This is a genomic window from Cohnella massiliensis (genome assembly GCF_900169535.1).
GTDB lineage: Bacteria > Bacillota > Bacilli > Paenibacillales > Paenibacillaceae > Cohnella > Cohnella algarum.
Genome location: NZ_LT821259.1, coordinates 2,332,852 through 2,350,619, shown reverse-complemented (window position 1 = coordinate 2,350,619; position 17,768 = coordinate 2,332,852). Strand labels below are relative to the sequence as shown.

The window sequence follows — 17,768 nt, the reverse complement described above, 5'->3', positions numbered from 1 at the left end:
GGCGCGGCGGTTTTTTTTGCCGTTCGTCGGCCCCGAACGTTTGCGATTTCGGCCAAGAAGCGGTATCGTGAAATGGGGAGTTCGAAGGGCTTGCGCCCTCGCGATCGAGATTGGCGTCTTTACGAAGCAAGTTATAATGAATTAGAATAACGGGAAGGACGCGGGAAGAGCTAAAGCAAGGAGGACCCTTTGTGGCCGAACAATTGAACCTGTTCACCGATTCGTCGGCGCAGGCCGGAGCGGAATACGGCGCCGACGACATTCAAGTACTCGAAGGATTAACGGCCGTGCGAAAGCGGCCTGGCATGTATATCGGAAGCACGACTTCTTCCGGGCTTCACCATCTCGTTTGGGAAATCGTCGATAACGCGGTGGACGAGCATCTGGCCAAATTTTGCTCGCGCATCGAAGTGACGATTCATTCGGACCATTCCGTCACGGTATTCGACAACGGGCGCGGCATTCCGACCGGCATGCACAAAACCGGCATTCCGACGCCGCAGGTCGTGTTCACGATTTTGCATGCGGGCGGAAAATTCGGCGGCGGCGGGTACAAAAAATCCGGCGGGCTGCACGGCGTCGGCGCCTCCGTCACGAACGCGCTGTCGGAGTGGCTGGAAGTGGAAATTTTCCGCGAAGGCAAAATACATAAAATGCGCTTCGAAACGTGGACCGACGAAAACGGCAAGGAGCACGTCGGCGAGCCCGTAACCGGCCTTGTCGTCGTCGGCAACACGAACCGGACCGGCTCCAAAATCACGTTCAAGCCGGACAAAAAGGTGTTCCACGGCAACATCAGCCTGAATTACGATACGCTTTCGGAGCGGCTCCAGGAAATCGCGTTTTTGAACTCGGGCCTGAAGGTCGTACTGAAGGACGAGCGCGGCGGCGGCCAGGAGGAAACGTTCCACTACGAAGGCGGCGCCCGCCAGTTCGTGCAGTTTCTGAACGAGGGCAAGACGGTGCTGCACGAGGCCGTGCATTTTTACGCGGAAAAGGACGACATCGAAGTCGAGGTCGCGCTGCAGTACAACGACGGCTACACCGAAACGATCGCCTCGTTCGTCAACGCGATCCCGACGCGCGGCGGCGGCACGCACGAAACCGGCTTCAAAACCGCCTACACTCGCGTCATGAACGAGTACGCCCGGAAAATCGGACAGCTGAAAGAGAAGGACAAAAACCTGGACGGCAACGATTTGCGGGAAGGCATGATGGCCGTCATCAACATCAAGATGGCCGAAGTCGAATTCGTCGGCCAGACGAAGGACCAGCTCGGCAGCGCGTCGGCCCGCGGCGCCGTCGACGCGGTCGTCGCCGAGAAAATGGCCGTCTTCCTCGAGGAAAACCCGCAGGTCGGCCAGCAGCTCATCCGCAAGGCCGTGCAGGCGGCCAAGGCGCGCGAGGCGGCCCGCAAGGCACGGGACGAAATCCGCAGCGGCAAAAAGCGCAGCGACAGCCCTTCCCTGGGCGGCAAGCTGGCGCCGGCCCAATCCAAGGATTATACGCGCAACGAGCTGTTCATCGTCGAAGGCGACTCGGCCGGCGGCTCGGCGAAGCAGGGACGCGATTCGAAGCATCAGGCGATTTTGCCGCTCAAGGGCAAGCCGATGAACCCGGAAAAGGCGAAGCTGATCGACATTTTGAAAAACGACGAGTACAAGGCGGTCATCGGCGCGATCGGGGCGGGAATCGGCTCCGAATTCGACGTGTCCGAGTCCAATTACGCGAAGATCATCATCATGACCGACGCCGATACGGACGGGGCGCACATCCAGGTGCTGCTGCTGACGTTTTTCTACCGGTACATGAAGCCGCTGATCGACGAGGGCCGGATTTTCATCGCCCAGCCGCCGCTGTACAAAATTACCCGCAAGTCGGGCAAGCTGGAGACGGTCCGCTACGCCTGGACGGACGAGCAGCTGCAAAATTATTTGAAGGAATTCGGCAGAGGGGCGGAGCTGCAGCGCTACAAGGGCCTCGGCGAAATGAACCCGGAGCAGCTGTGGGAGACGACGATGAATCCCGAGACGCGGACGCTGCTGCAGGTGCGCATCGAGGACGCCGCGAAAGCGGAGCGCCGCGTGTCGACGCTGATGGGCGACAAGGTCGATCCGCGCAAACGCTGGATTATCGACAACGTCGATTTTGCCGAATACGAGGAGTGATCCATAAGCGATGAGCTCGCTGGAACAGTTTTTACCCGCATTTCTGGAAGAGGTCGTCGGGGACCGGTTCGGCCGTTATTCCAAATATATCATTCAGGACCGCGCGATTCCGGACGTCCGCGACGGCTTGAAGCCGGTGCAAAGGCGCATCCTGTATGCCATGTACGACGCGGGCAATACGCCGGACAAGCCGTACCGCAAATCCGCCAAAACGGTCGGAGACGTCATGGGCAACTACCACCCGCACGGCGATTCTTCGATCTACGAGGGCATGGTGCGCATGGCGCAGCCTTGGAAAATGGCCCACCCGCTCATCGACGGCCACGGCAACTGGGGGTCGATGGACGACGATCCCGCGGCGGCGATGCGGTACACGGAAGCCCGGCTGTCGCCGATCGCCCTGGAGCTGCTGCGCGACATCGAAAAGCGGACGGTTCCGTTCAAGGACAACTTCGACAATACGACGAAGGAGCCGGTCGTGCTGCCTTCGCGGTATCCGAATTTGCTCGTGAACGGCGTCAGCGGCATTTCCTCCGGCTTCGCGACGGAAATTCCGACGCATAACCTGCGCGAAATCATCGACGCCTGCGTGGCGGTGCTCGACCGTCCGGAAATCGCGACGTCGGAGCTGATGCAAATCGTCAAAGGGCCCGATTTCCCGACCGGCGGCATCATCATGGGCGAGGACGGCATCCGCGAAGCTTACGAAACCGGCAAGGGGCGGATCTATATCCGCTCGAAAACCGCCATCGAGGACGTGCGCGGCGGAAAGCAGCAAATCGTCATTACCGAAATTCCGTACCAGGTCGTCAAATCGAAGCTCGTGAACGCGATCGACAACCTCCGTCTGGAGAAAAAGGTGGAGGGCATCGCGGAGGTGCGGGACGAAAGCGGCCGCAACGGCCTGCGCATCGTCATCGAGCTGAAAAAAGACGCCGACGCGGACGGCATTCTCGCGTTTTTGTTCAAAAAAACCGACCTTCAGGTCGCGTACAGCTTCAATATGGTCGCCATCGTCAACAAGGCGCCGCGGCAGCTCGGCCTCAAGGCGATGCTGGACGCCTATATCGCGCACCAGGTCGAGGTCGTCACGCACCGGACGCAGTTCGACCTGGAGAAGGCCGAAGACCGCGCTCACGTCCTGGAAGGGCTCGTCAAGGCGCTCAACCTGCTCGACGCCGTCATCGAGACGATCCGCGCTTCGAAAAACCGCCAGGACGCGCAGAACAATCTCGTAAGCAAGTTTGATTTTTCCGAGCGCCAGGCGGACGCCATTTTGACGCTGCAGCTGTATCGGTTGACCAATCTGGAAATTACGTCGCTGGAAAAAGAGCATGCCGAAACGATGAAGCGGATCCAGCAGCTGCGCTCGATTTTGGAAAACCCGAAAAAGCTGCGCGGCGTCATCAAGGACGAGCTGGGCGAAATTCGCGGCAAATACGGCCTCGACCGCCGTTCCGTCATTCAGGGCGAAGTGGAAGAGCTGAAGGTGAATCTGGAAGTGACGGTGCCCGCCGAGGACGTTCTCGTCACGCTCAGCCGCCAAGGTTATGTCAAGCGGACGAGCCTGCTGTCGTTTACGCGGTCCGGCGGCGACCTGGGCAGCTCCGGCGTGAAGGAAGGCGATGTCATCCGCTGGAGCTTGCAGCTGAATACGCTCGATTCGCTGCTGCTGTTCACGCAAAAGGGACAGTATTTTCAACTGCCGGTGCATCAGATCACCGAGTTCAAATGGAAAGATACCGGCACCGCGATCGTCAATCTGCTGCCGCTGACGAAGGAGGACCGGATCGTCGCCGCGATTCCCGTCCGCCAGGGCGAATGGGAGGCGCAGGGCGAAGAGCCGTCCACCCTCGTCTTCGTGACGAGACGCGGGCAGGTGAAGCGGACGCTGCTGGCGGACTACGCGACGACGCGCAGCATCGCCATCGCGGCGTGCAAGGTCGCCGACGGGGACGAAGTCGTATCCGTCTATCGCTGCGAGACGCCGCAGGAAATTTTGCTCGTCACGGAAGCCGGCATGAGCATCCGCTTCCCGGAAAACGACGTAAGCGTCCAGGGACGCGTGGCCGGAGGCGTGCGCGGCATCGCGCTGAAGGATGGAGACGCCGTCGTCGCCGGGTTCCCGTTGTCGGGGGACGAAGGCGAAATACTCGTGCTTAGCGATTACGGCTATGCGAAACGCACGCTCCTGCTCGATTATCCGCAGCAGGGACGCGGGGGCAAAGGCATTCAGACGTTCGAGTTCAAGGAAGGCAAACGGGTGAAGCCGAACGGCACCCGGCTGATCGCTTCCGTATATGTCAAGGAAGCCGTCGAATTGGTGACCGTTACGGAAGCGGGAGCGGCCGGCGGGTTCTCGTCCGAGGATGCGCCGTTGGACGACCGGAGGGCGCACGGCAAGTCGATGCTCGCGGTCGATCGCGGGGACTTGCTGGCCGACGCCTTCCTAAAGCCGCTGCAAAACGAGCAAACCGGCTAATCCCCGCGATTTTGGGCCGAAACCGGCCAACTCGACATAAGCGAACAAGCGAAGACGGACCGTCAATCGTACGGTCCGTCTTTCGATTCCGAACGGTCGATCCAACGCAGCAAAATGTCCAATACGACCCACAAGGGCACCGGCTCCTCCAGCCGCTGCAGCCAAGCGGGGTCGTCGACGAGCCCGGCTTCCTTCGCCATCAGCCCGATCATCCGTATTTTTTCCTCGGACGAACCCATATATTTGCCTCCTTCCGATTGTCCAAAATAACCGATTGTTCCGCAAGCTCTATAACTAGCATATGTCGGGACATGTCGCAATGACACCGTTTCCCGCGATTTAGGTCGTAAATCATTAATTGCGTTAATCTATCTTTCGACATGAGAAACCCGTATAATATAAAGAGAAGCAACGTTCGGGAAAAGGAGAGTGGGAGGAGATGGAGATGGCAGCGGAATTTGTGAGAAGCTGGACGAAGCTCACGAAAGATTGGCATCACCAGATGGAGACGGAGCTGGCCCCGCACCTCACGGCGGGACAGCTGCAGGTTCTGGAACTGCTGCAGGCGCACGAGCCGATGAAGCCTTCGGAGCTGCTGCCGCACCTGGAGACGACGCCGGCCGCCGTGACGACGCTGCTGGACCGGATGGAACGCAACGGGCTGGTGCGGCGCGTTCGCGACGAGCAGGATCGGCGGATCGTATGGGTCAGCATGACCGAGGTCGGACGTGACGAGGTGGAGCGGGGGCTCAAAGTGCGCAGCGAAATCGTCGACCGTTCGCTCGGACGGCTGTCGGCGCACAATCGCCAGCTGCTCGTGTACTTGATCGGAAAAGTGGCCGGAACGAGGGAACAGGCGGCCGCGGCGGAGCGCGGCGGAGAGAAGGAGAGCGGCGGCGAAGCCGCCGCCGCTTCCGCGGAGGAGCGGAAGCGGGGCAGGGAGGAGCGCGGCGCCGAGAAAATCGCGCTCTGACAGCCGGGGGCGCCGTTTAGCCGGCTTCGTCGCCGGCTGCGGGCAGCAGCTTTCGGATTCCCGTCAGCAGCTGCTCCATCCGGGCGTATTCCGCGGCGCTCCACCGCTTCGTGCTTTTGGCGGCAAGCGTTTGCTCCAAGGGAACGATGGTGTACGTTTTCAGCTGCTGTTTGCCGGTTTTGCGAATCAGCACCCATGTCGGCGTCGCTATGACGCCGTTCAGCTCCGTGACGGCCGTGCCGTCCGGGGCTTTCGTTTTTTTCAGGGATATTTCCATGATGACGCCGACGTCTTTCCAGTCGCCGGTTTGGTTCGAGATGAAGTTGCCCATCGAATAGACGATCAGGCCGCGCCGCGTGCCGTCCGCGCGGCTTGCGTCCGGAACTTCGATCGTCTCGTACGGCTGGACGACGTGCGGATGGGAGCCGAGCACGATGTCGGCCCCGGCCTCGATGGCCGCGCGGGCGATGCTTCGCTGCTCGTCGCTCGGCTGCCGTTGATACTCGTTGCCGAAGTGGAGCGAGACCGCGATCGCATCCGCCCCTTCGGCTCGGAGCTTATCGATGCCTTCGGCGATCTCCTCCTCCGAGATCAGGTTGACGGCGTAAGGCTTATCCTTCGGAATCGGGATGCCGTTCGTCCCGTACGTGTAGGACAGAAACCCGAGCCGGATGCCATTGCGCTCGACGATGACGGGTTGCCGGGACGCCCAGGCGGATTCGGCCGTGCCGACCGGGATAAGCCCCGCCTGCCGAACGTTCTGCAGCGTGCGCATCAGGCCGGCAAAGCCCCGGTCAAGCGTATGGTTGTTGGCCGTGGACACGATTTGCACGCCCGCGTCGACAAGGGCGTCCGCAAGCTCCTCGGGCGCGTTGAAACGGGGATAGCCCGAATAGTTCAAATCCGCTCCGGCAAGCGGGGTCTCCAGGTTGGCGATCGTCCAATCGCCGGAGGACAGCAGCGGCTTGACCTCGCGGAACCAGGGCGTGAAGTCGTACGCGTCCGTCGAAGCGTCGTAATAGGCCGGCAGCTGGGGACTGTGCACCATAACGTCCCCGACGGCCACGAGCTTCGCTTCCGTCGCGGCGGGCGCTTTCTCGGGCGGCGGGGGCTCGCCGGTTGTTCCGCCGTCTTCGCCACCGAAGGTCCCCGAAGGGGACGGGGCGGACGGCGCCGTTTCCGCGAAGCCCGGCGATGCCGAAGCCGAAGCGCCCGCAGCCGTCGGGGATGCGCTCGGTCGGGCGGACGCCGAAGGGGATCCCGCGGGGGCGTCCGGCGGATTCGACGCCGGACGCAAGCCCGCGCATGCGGCCAGCGTCAGCGCCATGAAAAGCAAAGCGACAACCTGCAATATGCGATTTCGCAACGTTCGGACTCCTCTCCCGTAGCCGATCCGCTTTATTCGCCGCTTTCCCAGCGGCCGTAAATTCCGCAAGGCAGCGTTAGTCCGCTGCGGGTGGCCGGCAGGCCGATTTCGCCGCAGTCCAGCTTTCCGCCGTATTTGCCGCCGATCGCCATATGCAAAAGGTTATGCAGGACGGTAGGGGATATGCCGGTCGTATACGAGTTGATTAAAACGAACAACGGGTTGTCCGACAAAATCGACCGGCACGAATGGAGAAACGGATACAGGCTGTCTTCCAGCTTCCACATTTCGCCGTTCGGGCCCCTCCCGTAAGAAGGCGGATCCATAACGATCGCGTCGTACTTCCGTCCCCGGCGCTCCTCGCGCTGGACGAATTTGAACACGTCGTCCGTTATGTAGCGGACGGGAGCGTCGCCGAGGCCGGACAGCTGGGCATTCTCCTTGGCCCACTGAACCATCCCCTTCGCCGCGTCGACATGGCACACTTCCGCGCCGGCCGCTGCCGCGGCTACGGTCGCGCCGCCGGTGTAAGCGAACAGATTCAGCACGCGGATCGGGCGGTTCGCCGAAGCGATCCGGTCCATGATCCATTTCCAATTGACCGCCTGCTCCGGAAACAGGCCGGTATGCTTGAAGTTGGTCGGCCGAATGTGGAACTTCAGCGGGCCGTAGCCGATCGTCCATTTTTCCGGGAGCGTCTTGCGGAACTGCCATTGCCCGCCGCCGGAGGAGTTGCGGAAATAATGTCCGTCGGCGTTGCGCCACTCGGCCGTTTCCTTCTCCAAGGGCCAGATGATCTGGGGGTCGGGGCGGCGAAGCACGAATTCGCCCCAGCGCTCCAGCTTTTCCCCGCCGCCCATGTCCAAAAGCTCGTAATCCTGCCAATCCTTCGTTATCTGCATGTTTTCGTAGACTTCCTTTTCTTATCGATTGTAGTTAAATCGGTAGCCGAAGCCCCGCACCGTTTGAATGAATGCCGGATTCGACGGGTCGGCTTCGATTTTTTTGCGGAGGTTGCTGATGTGGACCATCAGCGTCCTCGTGTCCCCGATGCTGTCGGTATGCCAGACGAGCCGGTACAATTCGTCCAGCGGAAATACGCGATCCGGCTGCCGCGCCAGCACCGTAAGCAGCTCGAATTCCTTGACGGAAAGGGGAATCACGTCCCCGGCGAGCTTGACTTCCAACCGCTGCAAGTCGATGGCCAGGTCCCCGAAAACGAGCGACATCGGCGTCGGCTCCGGCAGTTTCTCGCGCATTCTTCTGCGACGGATATGGGCTTTCACGCGGGCGACGAGCTGGCTCGGGCTGAACGGCTTGGTGATGTAGTCGTCCCCGCCCTCGGACAAGCCGTGCACGATATCGGCGTCTTCGCTTTTGCAGCTTAAAAACAAAATCGGGACATGAGCGCAAGGCCCGCCCCTGAGCGTTCGGCAAACTTCGATCCCGTCGGGTTCCCCGAGGGAAACGTCCAATATGATCAAATCCGGAAAAATCGATTCCGCGATTCGAATGGCTTCATCGCCGCGATCCGTCGAATGGACGGCATAACCTTCCCGCTCCAAATACAGCGAAATCAGTTCGGTTATTTCGACCTCGTCGTCGACGACAAGGATTTCGGCGCTTGTCCCGCTCACTTGCTTCTCCTCCATTCGCCCCCATCTGGGCAACGATACGAAATTTATTATACTTAAAGCGTTGACGGAGAATCAATGCGCGATTACCATGAGTTAAGTTCTTGTTATTCGGGAGAGGGAAGATGAAGGGGTTGAACGTTCGACAGATGCCGGCAACAAAGCTTGCCGTTTTTATCCTGATGGTCGCCGGTTTGCTGCTGGCGGGCGGCTGCGGTGACCGGCCGGGAAAGGGAGAGCCGCTCGCGGAGAACGGCGTTCTCGACCTGAGAAACTGGTCGTTCGAATCGGACGGAGCGCTGCCGTTGAACGGGGAATGGGCTTTTTCCTGGCTAACGCGAGGGGAGCAGCCGGAGCCGTCGTTCATTAAAGTGCCGGGAACATGGGGCGGGGTAACGCTCGAAAACGGATTGAAAATCGACGATCGGGGGAAGGGCGTTTACCGGCTGACGATCCTCCATCCGCCGAAAATGGGCATGGTCGCGATCCGGCTGCCGAACCTTTCGACTTCGATGCGGCTGTTCGTCGACGGCAAGCTGTTCGCCGAACGGGGACGGCCGGAATCCGGCTCCGAATCGACCGTTCCGTATCAGCTCCCGACGTCGATCTATTTCAACAGCAAGGGCGAAAAAACCGAACTGACGCTGGAAGTGGCGAATTTCCATCACCGGAAGGGCGGAATCCGCTCAGAGCTCGTCATGGGCACGGCGGCGCAAATCCACCGGTTCGAGTTTAAACAGGACGCCCAGGAGTGGATCGTGTTCGGCTCGCTGCTCATGATAGGGCTGTACCATCTCGGCTTGTTCGTTCTTCGGGCAAGGGAGACGGCCAACCTTTATTTCGCGCTGCTCTGCCTGTTCGTCGCTTTGAGAATGAGCGTCATCGGCCAAGGGATGCTGCTGGAGGCCGGTTTCGGCTTGACCTGGACGCTTGCCGCGAAACTGGAATATTCCTCGTTCGTGCTCAGCGGACTGTTCGGATTCATGTACTATCAAAAAATGTACGAACAGGAAATTTCCCGAAAATTGTGGGCCGCATCGTCGGTTGTCGGCATCGGCCTTACGATCGGTACATGGCTGTTGCCCGTTTTGCAGTCCAGCTCCTTCATATGGGTGTATCAAGGCTACGTCATTGTGCTCACGATCGCGACGATTGCCGCGCTCGTCGCGGCGGGCATACGCCGGCGGGAAGGCGCATGGCTGTCTTTGGTCGGCGTCGCCGGGCTTCTCGCCACGATTTTGAACGATATTCTGATTTACAACGGTTTTTGGCGCTCGCTCGATTTGGTTTCCTTCGGACTGCTGTTTCTGATCATGATGAACTCGTTCAGCATTTCGCTTCGGTTGTCGCGCACCTACGTGCGGGCGGAGCAGATGTCTTTCGAACTCCGCGAATGGAACAATCGGCTTGAGGAACGAATCGCCGAGCGGACCGAGCAGCTTGAAAGCTCGTACCGGGATTTGGAGCGGCTGGAACTGTCGCGCAGACGGCTGATCAGCAACATTTCCCACGATCTGCGGACGCCGATCACGCTGCTTCAAGGGTATTTGGAGGCGCTGCGGGACGGAATCATCACCGAAGAAAAGCAAAAAGACAAAATCGTCCGCTCGATGCTGTCCAAAGTGGAAGGTCTCAGCAATTTGATTCACGATTTGTTCGAGCTCTCGATGCTCGAAGCGCGGAAGGCGCGCATGTCCTACGGGCCCGTCCGGCTTGCGCATTGGCATAAGCGGCTGACCGAGGAATACGAGCTGGACCTGAAGGACAAGGGCTTCGAGTTTCGCGCCGTTTTGGAAGCGGGAGCGGAAGAGGAACATGTGCGGGTCTTCATCGACGAGCACCGGATGGACCGCGTGTTTTCGAATTTGATCTATAACGCCGTTCGCCATACGCCGGCCGGCGGAACGATTACGCTGTCGTTCGGCTTGTCCGGCAATCGCCGGGAAGCGGTGCTGAGCGTCGCGGATACGGGCAGCGGCATTCAACCGGACGATTTGCCTTATATATTCGAAAGGTTTTACAAAAACAACAAATCCCGTCATTCTTCTTCCGGCGGAAGCGGCCTCGGGCTTTCCATCGCCCGCGAAATCGTCGAAATGCACGACGGCCGGATTACGGCGGCGAACCTGGAGGGCGGGGGCTGTGTCTTCCGGATTTATTTGCCGCTTGCGAAATTATCGGAGAGAGGGGCTTCCTGAGCCGGCTTCATTTTTCCCGTTCATAAGGCGACGGATATTGCCGAGGGGTACTTGCTTGGACTTATCTGCGTCTATGCGGGGGCGCTGGCGCTCAAGAGAAAACATTCCTGAACCGACGGGCGCCGGCTTCAGCCGTTAACCCGCTCCTTGTTGACCATGTCCGTCAGCATGCCGATCGATTGCTTGCGCTGCTCCTGGTTCATTTTTTTCAGCAAGCGAAGGACCTCTTGCGAGTCCGCCGAAAGCGTCCCGTCTTCGGGATGCGAGGAAGGGTTTCCGCCAATAATGTAGTCAAGCGACACGTCGAAAAATTCGGCTAGTTTGATCAGCGTTTCATAGACGGGCTGGCGATTGTTGATCTCGTAATGACTGTAGGCCGAGCGGGTAATGCCGATATGCCGCGCCACTTCTTCTTGCGAGAGGCTCCGATTCAGCCTTAGCTCCCGCAGGCGGTGTCCCATGGTCATTTGAACATCGATCTCCTTGCATCTTAAAATTAAGACGGCGGATCGCCAAGTTTTCTATTCTAATTTATGATACAAAACGTATCATGTCAAGTCGATAATTCGGGAGGCTGCCTATGAAACCGGAAAACTTGACGCTTCATACGGACAAGTATCAAATCAATATGATGTACGCTCACTGGCGCAACGGCTCCCATCGGGACCGGGTCGCGTTCGAAGCGTATTTTCGCAAGCTGCCGTTCGGCAACGGGTTTGCCGTGTTCGCCGGGCTGGAAAGGCTCGTTTCCTATATAAACGGTCTGCGTTTCAACGAAGAGGAGATCGCATATTTGGCGAGCCAAGAGGAAGGATACGATCCCGAATTTCTCGAGCTGCTGCGAACGTTTCGCTTTACCGGCCATTTGTGGGCGGCCGAGGAAGGCGCCGTCGTGTTCGCCAACGAACCGCTCGTTCGGGTGGAGGCCCCCGTTTTCGAAGCCCAATTGCTGGAAACGGCCCTGCTCAATTTTATCGGCTATCAAACGCTGGTCGCGACGAAAGCCGCCCGAATCCGATTGGCCGCTCCCGGGGATGCGCTCATGGAATTCGGCAGCCGGAGGGCGCAGGAGGCGGACGCGGCGGTGTGGGGGGCGAGAGCGGCTTACATCGCCGGGTTCGACGCCACGTCCAATATGCGTGCCGGGATGATGTTCGGCATTCCGTCATCGGGGACGCATGCCCATGCGTGGGTGCAGCATCATGCGAGCGAGCAGGAGGCGTTCGACAAATTCGCGGCCGCGCTGCCGAACCAGGTGACGCTGCTTGTCGATACGTACGATACGTTAAAAAGCGGGGTCCCGAACGCGATTCGGACGGCGGAGCGGCTGGCGGCCGAAGGCAAAAAGCTGCGCGCGATCCGGTTGGACAGCGGAGATCTGGCGTACTTGTCCAAAGCCGCCCGCGCGATGCTCGACGAAGCCGGGCTGGGCGACGTGAAGATCGTCGCCTCGAACGAGCTGGACGAGCATCTGATCGCCGAGCTGAAGGCGCAGGGGGCTCGCATCGACAGCTGGGGAATCGGAACCCGGCTCATAACCGCGGCCGACCAGCCGTCGCTCGGCTGCGTCTACAAGCTCGTCGCGCGGGAGCGGGACGGGAAGTGGGAGCCGGTCATCAAAATTTCCGGCAACCCGGAAAAAGTGTCGACGCCCGGAGCGAAGGACGTCTGCCGGATCGTCGATCCCCGCACGGGCAAAGCGATGGCCGACTATGTGGCATTCGTCGGGGAAACGGATGCGCGCGAGGGGAAACCGCTCGAGCTGTTCGATCCGGTGCACCCGTACATGCGGCAAACCGTCGAGCGCTACGAAGCGATTCCGTTGCTTACGCGCATTTTCGAACGAGGGACGCAGCTGTACGAGCTCCCGGACCTTGCCGCCATTCGCGAATTTCACCGCCGGCAGCTGGCGTTATTTTGGCCGGAGACGCTGCGCAAGCTGAATCCGGCCCCGTACCCGGTGGATTTGAGCCCGGCCGTCTGGAACCGGAAAATGGAGCTGATCCGCGAGCATCGGCTCTAAAACGAAACGAGGCTGCCCGCGCCGGGCGCGTTTGCCGGCGGAGCAGCCTTCGGCAGCTTGGGTCAGGCTTTAGCGGCGAGGCCGAACGCTTCGGCGACGAGACGGTAGGAGCGAAGCCGGGCTTCGAAGTCGTGCGTCATCGTCACGATCAGAAACTCGTCGACGCCGAGCCGCTCGCTCATGGCGAGCAGTTTGGTTTTAACCGTTTCCGGAGAACCGACGATGCGGTTTTCGCGGGTGGAACGAATGCGTTCGCGGTCGTAGTCGGTGTACGGGTAGTTCGTCGACGCTTCCAGGGACGGGAAAGCGGACAACAGCTTCCCTTGCTCCAGCGACAGGAAGAACAGATCGGCGCCGGTGGCGAGCTTGTCGGCTTCTTCGTCCGTATCGGCGCAGATGACGAGCACGGCCGCGAGCGTCTTCGGCTCCTTGTTCAGGATGGACGGCTTGAACGAATCGCGGTAAATCCGCAGCGACGCTTCGCTGCCCGGAACGCCGAAAAATTGGGCGTAAGCATAGGCCGTTCCCTGCTCCGCGGCGATTTGCGCGCTGCCGTAGCTGGAGCCGAGCAGCCACAGCTCGGGCGCCGTTTCGACCGACGGCGAGGCGAGCAAACCGGCGAACCGGTGCTCTCTCGGCAAGGCATCGTGCAAATAGGCGGTCAAATCTTCGACTTGGGTCGGATAGTTGTCGATATCCATCCGCTTGCCCTCCTGAAGCGCCCGCGTGGAAAGCGGCATGCCTCCGGGGGCGCGGCCGAGCCCCAAATCGATGCGGCCGGGATAAAGCGCTTCGAGCAGCCGGAAGTTTTCGGCGACTTTATAGGCGCTGTAATGAGACAGCATGACGCCGCCGGAACCGACTTTGATCGTTTCCGTTTTCGCGGCGACGTGGGCGATCAGCACTTCGGGACTGGAGGAGGCGAGCGCCTTCATCGAGTGATGTTCCGTAACCCAGAACCGGTTGTAGCCGAGCCGTTCCCCTTCCTGCGCGAGCAAGGACGTCTCCTGCAGCGTTTGCGAAGCGTCGCGCCCTTGGCTGATATGCGCCTGATCCAATATTCCGAGCTTCAATGACATCCTCGTTCACCCCGGCTAATGTTTGACGTTTATCGAACTAACAATGATTTCATTGTAGAGTTTGTCCGATCCGGTGTCAAATGATGAAGCCGAAAAAAACGCCCTCTCGGCTCGCCAGAGCGAGACCGGAGGGCGTTTTTTGGGTTTGTCGTTCGGTTCGGCCGGTCTAAGCCGATCAGGAAGACTCTCCGTTCAAATAACGGTAAAACGGGGCGTCGACCCAAAAGTCGTAGTTGATGACGCGGACGTTCGGATCGATTTGCTTGAAGGCGCCGGAAATGTCGGCCGAATCTTCCTTCAGGGAAAACGATTGCGCGTAGTAATGGCCGTTTTCGATTTTGTTGTTCGTAATGATCGGGTAATCGGGAAGCTCCGTCAGCGAATAATACAGAGGCTGCCACCAGGAGCTTGCGATCAGGCCGCTTTGATCGTCGCTGTTTTTCTTGGCATAGGCGAGCACGATGTCGTTAAAGCGGGCTTTGTCGGCTTCGTTTTCGAATTCGAAGGCGATGTCGTATTCTTTGGCGTATTGAATGTAGTTGCCGTTTTCGATTTGAACGACTTCGTAGAGGTCGGATACGCCGGGATCTCCCCATTCCTGCAAATAAATGAAGGCGGACGTTTTCGGCTCGAACTGGATCTTGGCCTCGATGCCTTCGCTGCGAAACAGCCCGATCAATTGAATCGCGTGCGTCAGATCGGAGTGGCCGTAGACGAGCGCGAGAGAGTCGACGAAATTGGCGTCGTAGCGGCTGTCCTTCAGGTTGTAGCCCGTGACGAGGTCCTGCTTCAGCGCTTCGTCGACGACCGCTTGCAATTCGGGCGACTTGATGATATCGGAAGCGCGGTACGCGTCGTTCAGCTTGACGTAAATGTCGTCGTCGCTCGCGTAGCCGAGGTAATGCTTGTACAGCCCTTTCGCTTCCAGCGCTTTGCCGAGGAGCACGGAGGACAGCGAAGGGGAAGCGGCGGCTTTCGGCCGGATCTGATCGTAAAAAGCTTCCGGCAGCAATCCGGTATCCACCGCGGCCGCGAGTTCTTGTCCTCCCTGCAGGCCGACGACGCCGACGGACAAATTCAGCTTGGCAAGCGCCTTGCTCACCTTCGACTCGGGATACGTGTACGCCAGCTCTTTGAGGCCTGCGGCTTTCAGCGCCAGCTGAACGGCGCCGACCGCGCTAAGCGCCTTTTCCGCCTGGACGGAGCCGGACGAGATGATTCCGTTCTCGTACAGCGCGGCCGCGGCCGGATAGTATGCGCTGGACGAGTCCAGGTCGGCGAACGCTACGGCTTCGCCGGAAGGGACGAGAGCGAGCGCTTCGGCGACGGCCGAAACGAAGCTGCCCTTCGTAACGGTTTCGGGAAGCGAGATGCCGAGCTTGTCCTTCAAAAACAGGGCGTAATCCGCGGGGCTTTCCTGCGGCTCGGCCTTGGCGGCGATGAACTGCACGGGGGCGGGAGAGGCGGCACTGGCCGCCGTTCCGGGCAGCGCGACGGCAACGGACAGAAAAGCGGCCAGTCCCAGCTTCGGCCATAAAACGGATTTGTTGTACAAGACCATTCCTCCTCGAATTAAATCCTAGTAGATATGTATGAATTGAAATGATCTTAGCACCGGGCACCGCAAGTGTCAATAATCATGTGAGCATTTCTTTCACCTGCGTTTCACTTGTTTAAAGATAAAAAATCTGGGACAATAAAAGGCGGAGCATCAACGGAAAAGAGGTTAAACGAACATGAGAACGTCCGTTTACGGATTGACATACGACGAGCTTGCGGCCTGGCTGGCGGAACGGGGACACAAGAAGCACCGCGCTTCCCGGGTTTGGGAAGGGCTGTACCGCCAGCGAGCGGCGTCCTTCGCCGAAATGGCGGACGTCAACGAGGAATGCGCGCGCCTGCTGGGCGAACATTTTTTCCTGCGGTCGATGAACGAGCATACGAAACAGCAATCGGCGGACGGAACGGTCAAGTTTTTGTTCCGGCTGGCCGACGGTCACTTGATCGAAACGGTGCTGATGCGGCATAAGTTCGGACTGTCGGTCTGCGTCACGACGCAGGTCGGGTGCAATATCGGCTGCAGCTTCTGCGCAAGCGGCCTGCTCGCCAAAAGCCGCGATTTGTCCGCCGGCGAAATCGTGGAGCAAGTGATGAACGTCCAGTTCTTTTTGGACCGGGCGGGCAAGGGGGAAAACGTGACGCACGTCGTCGTGATGGGCATCGGCGAGCCGTTCGACAACTTTGCGAATATGTCCGGCTTCGTGCGGATCGTCAAGCATCCGAAAGGGCTTGCGATCGGTCCCCGCCACATTACGGTTTCGACCAGCGGACTTGCGGACAAAATCGTCGAATTCGCGGACAGCGATTTGCAGGTGAACCTGGCGCTGTCCCTGCATGCGCCGAACGACGAACTGCGGACGAAAATTATGAAAATCAACCGCGCCATTCCGCTCGAGAAGCTGATGCCGGCGGTCGATTATTACCTGGAGCGCTCGAACCGGAAAATAACGCTCGAATACATTTTGCTTCGCGACGTCAATGACCGCAAAGAGCATGCCGCCGAGCTTGCGGATTTGATCGGGCATCGCGTCAAGCAGGTCACGGTCAATCTCATTCCGTACAATCCGGTCGACGAGCACAGTCAATACCAGCGCAGCGAGCAGGAGTCCGTGCGCGCGTTTTACGACACGCTGAAAAAACGGGGCGTCAACTGTACCGTGCGCATTGAGCACGGGACGGATATCGACGCCGCATGCGGGCAGCTGCGAAGCAAGCAGATGCGAAACGGGACCGAACGGGAGCGTCAAATCGTCGGCTAAAATGCAACTTTAAGGGTCTTCTTCTCGTCGTGTAAACATGATGGAAGGAGGCCTTTTTTATGTCGAGCCGAAAGTTTTCTTTTTTCCGGACAACAGCGCCGATGCCTTTCCTGGCGCTGGCTTTCGCGCTGCTCGCGGCGTCGGGCTGCTCGAACGGCCGGGCCGCCGCACCGGAAGAGGAAACGGTTGTCGGCTATCATTCGCCGATTTCGATGGGAGAAGTCGTTTCGGGAGAAACGGAGCCGCATAGCTTCGAGCCCGATTACGGCGAATTTCAAGCGCCGACCGGCAAGTGGATAACGGGAGGCGGTATCGGCGTTTCGATCTCGGCTGGCTTCAAGCGGCCGGGGGAGCCGGCGGAAGCCTGGGTTCAGGCGGTCGAACCGGGCAAAACGAGCGAATTGGCGGATCGCGCGGTACGCTACAAATTGACGGAGAGGGACAGGAACGACGCTTACGTGCGAACGGTCGAAGAGAGCTTGAAAAATCTCGATTCCTGGAACGGCTATACCGGCTTCAGGGTGAAGCTTCCGGAAAAGGCGGGTGTCCGCTATTATTTTTCGGTGGAAATTCTGCATGGTTCGACGGTGGAAGATACGGCGGCAAGCGTCGTCGAAGTCCCCGTTCAGGAAGTCGCGGCCGATCTTGCGTTGGATCGCGCCGTTTATCCGGCCGACGCCGAAATCGTCGTTAGGCTTGTCAATCGCGGCCGGACGACATTGTTCTACGGGTTGGATTATCGGCTAGAGCGCGACGGGGAAGACGGGTGGACCGGGGTGCCGGCGAGAGAAAACACGGGAGTTCCCGCGATCGGAATTCAGCTTTCCTCCGGGCTGACCTGGGAACAATCGATTCGGATCGCGAATCTGGCGCCGGGGATTTACCGCGTCTCCAAAACGGTGGAAGGAATGGGGACCCCGATCGAACGAACGCTGAACGCCGAGTTTCGGGTCGAATAGCGTGATCCGCTAGTCACATATGAAAGATTTGATTTTTTTAAAATACCATCTCCCGCCCTACTAAAAT

General features: G+C 59.4%; 14 protein-coding genes. 7 read left to right on the top strand and 7 right to left on the bottom strand.

All coding sequences use genetic code 11. The features are described from left to right. Positions 1 to 191 precede the first annotated feature (191 nt). Positions 192 to 2,168, top strand: coding sequence for a DNA topoisomerase IV subunit B (parE, locus tag B7E11_RS24685; RefSeq protein WP_080839787.1), 1,977 nt, complete (start codon positions 192 to 194; stop codon positions 2,166 to 2,168). A gap of 10 nt (positions 2,169 to 2,178) precedes the next feature. Further along, on the top strand, positions 2,179 to 4,650 hold the full coding sequence (gene gyrA, locus B7E11_RS24680) for a DNA gyrase subunit A (protein WP_080839785.1): 2,472 nt from the start codon (positions 2,179 to 2,181) through the stop codon (positions 4,648 to 4,650). Between the two features lie 62 nt (positions 4,651 to 4,712). Here the strand turns inward: gyrA and B7E11_RS29800 are convergent, their stop codons facing one another. Further along, on the bottom strand, positions 4,713 to 4,889 hold the full coding sequence (locus B7E11_RS29800; protein ID WP_176220890.1) for a hypothetical protein: 177 nt from the start codon (positions 4,887 to 4,889) through the stop codon (positions 4,713 to 4,715). Positions 4,890 to 5,095: 206 nt separating this feature from the next. Here B7E11_RS29800 and B7E11_RS24675 point away from each other — a divergent pair, with 206 nt between their 5' ends. Continuing rightward, complete coding sequence (locus B7E11_RS24675) at positions 5,096 to 5,623, top strand: MarR family winged helix-turn-helix transcriptional regulator (protein WP_338026317.1); 528 nt, start codon at positions 5,096 to 5,098, stop codon at positions 5,621 to 5,623. A 16-nt stretch (positions 5,624 to 5,639) separates the two neighbouring features. Here B7E11_RS24675 and B7E11_RS24670 read toward each other — a convergent pair whose 3' ends face one another. The 3 genes from B7E11_RS24670 to B7E11_RS24660 are packed head-to-tail and all read right to left on the bottom strand — an operon-like array spanning position 5,640 to position 8,626. Next, positions 5,640 to 6,989 (bottom strand): CapA family protein, encoded by a 1,350-nt coding sequence (locus tag B7E11_RS24670; RefSeq protein WP_080839781.1) that lies wholly within the window; start codon positions 6,987 to 6,989, stop codon positions 5,640 to 5,642. Between the two features lie 32 nt (positions 6,990 to 7,021). Continuing rightward, complete coding sequence (locus tag B7E11_RS24665; RefSeq protein ID WP_080839779.1) at positions 7,022 to 7,891, bottom strand: class I SAM-dependent methyltransferase; 870 nt, start codon at positions 7,889 to 7,891, stop codon at positions 7,022 to 7,024. Between the two features lie 21 nt (positions 7,892 to 7,912). Beyond that, positions 7,913 to 8,626, bottom strand: a complete 714-nt coding sequence (locus tag B7E11_RS24660; protein ID WP_245809818.1) for a response regulator transcription factor — start codon at positions 8,624 to 8,626, stop codon at positions 7,913 to 7,915. A 122-nt stretch (positions 8,627 to 8,748) separates the two neighbouring features. Between B7E11_RS24660 and B7E11_RS24655 the strand changes: the two genes are divergently transcribed. After that, positions 8,749 to 10,821 carry a sensor histidine kinase gene (locus B7E11_RS24655; RefSeq protein WP_080839775.1) on the top strand — a complete coding sequence of 691 codons (2,073 nt, stop codon included), beginning with the start codon at positions 8,749 to 8,751 and terminating at the stop codon, positions 10,819 to 10,821. Positions 10,822 to 10,949: 128 nt separating this feature from the next. On the opposite strand, the gene B7E11_RS24650 is transcribed toward B7E11_RS24655, so the two are convergent. Then, complete coding sequence (locus B7E11_RS24650) at positions 10,950 to 11,288, bottom strand: helix-turn-helix domain-containing protein (RefSeq protein ID WP_080839773.1); 339 nt, start codon at positions 11,286 to 11,288, stop codon at positions 10,950 to 10,952. 113 nt (positions 11,289 to 11,401) lie between these two features. On the opposite strand from B7E11_RS24650, the gene B7E11_RS24645 reads away from it, so the two are divergent. Continuing rightward, on the top strand, positions 11,402 to 12,844 hold the full coding sequence (locus B7E11_RS24645; RefSeq protein ID WP_080839771.1) for a nicotinate phosphoribosyltransferase: 1,443 nt from the start codon (positions 11,402 to 11,404) through the stop codon (positions 12,842 to 12,844). A 62-nt stretch (positions 12,845 to 12,906) separates the two neighbouring features. Here the strand turns inward: B7E11_RS24645 and B7E11_RS24640 are convergent, their stop codons facing one another. Next, positions 12,907 to 13,923: an LLM class flavin-dependent oxidoreductase gene (locus tag B7E11_RS24640; RefSeq protein WP_080839769.1), complete on the bottom strand. Its 1,017-nt coding sequence runs from the start codon at positions 13,921 to 13,923 to the stop codon at positions 12,907 to 12,909. 175 nt (positions 13,924 to 14,098) lie between these two features. Continuing rightward, positions 14,099 to 15,478, bottom strand: a complete 1,380-nt coding sequence (locus B7E11_RS24635; RefSeq protein ID WP_245809817.1) for a hypothetical protein — start codon at positions 15,476 to 15,478, stop codon at positions 14,099 to 14,101. 181 nt (positions 15,479 to 15,659) lie between these two features. Between B7E11_RS24635 and rlmN the strand changes: the two genes are divergently transcribed. Beyond that, positions 15,660 to 16,742: a dual-specificity RNA methyltransferase RlmN gene (gene rlmN, locus B7E11_RS24630; protein WP_080839766.1), complete on the top strand. Its 1,083-nt coding sequence runs from the start codon at positions 15,660 to 15,662 to the stop codon at positions 16,740 to 16,742. A 59-nt stretch (positions 16,743 to 16,801) separates the two neighbouring features. Continuing rightward, a complete protein-coding gene (locus tag B7E11_RS24625) occupies positions 16,802 to 17,701 on the top strand; it encodes an immunoglobulin-like domain-containing protein (protein ID WP_080839764.1) in 900 nt (299 codons plus the stop codon). The last annotated feature ends 67 nt before the right edge of the window (positions 17,702 to 17,768 follow it).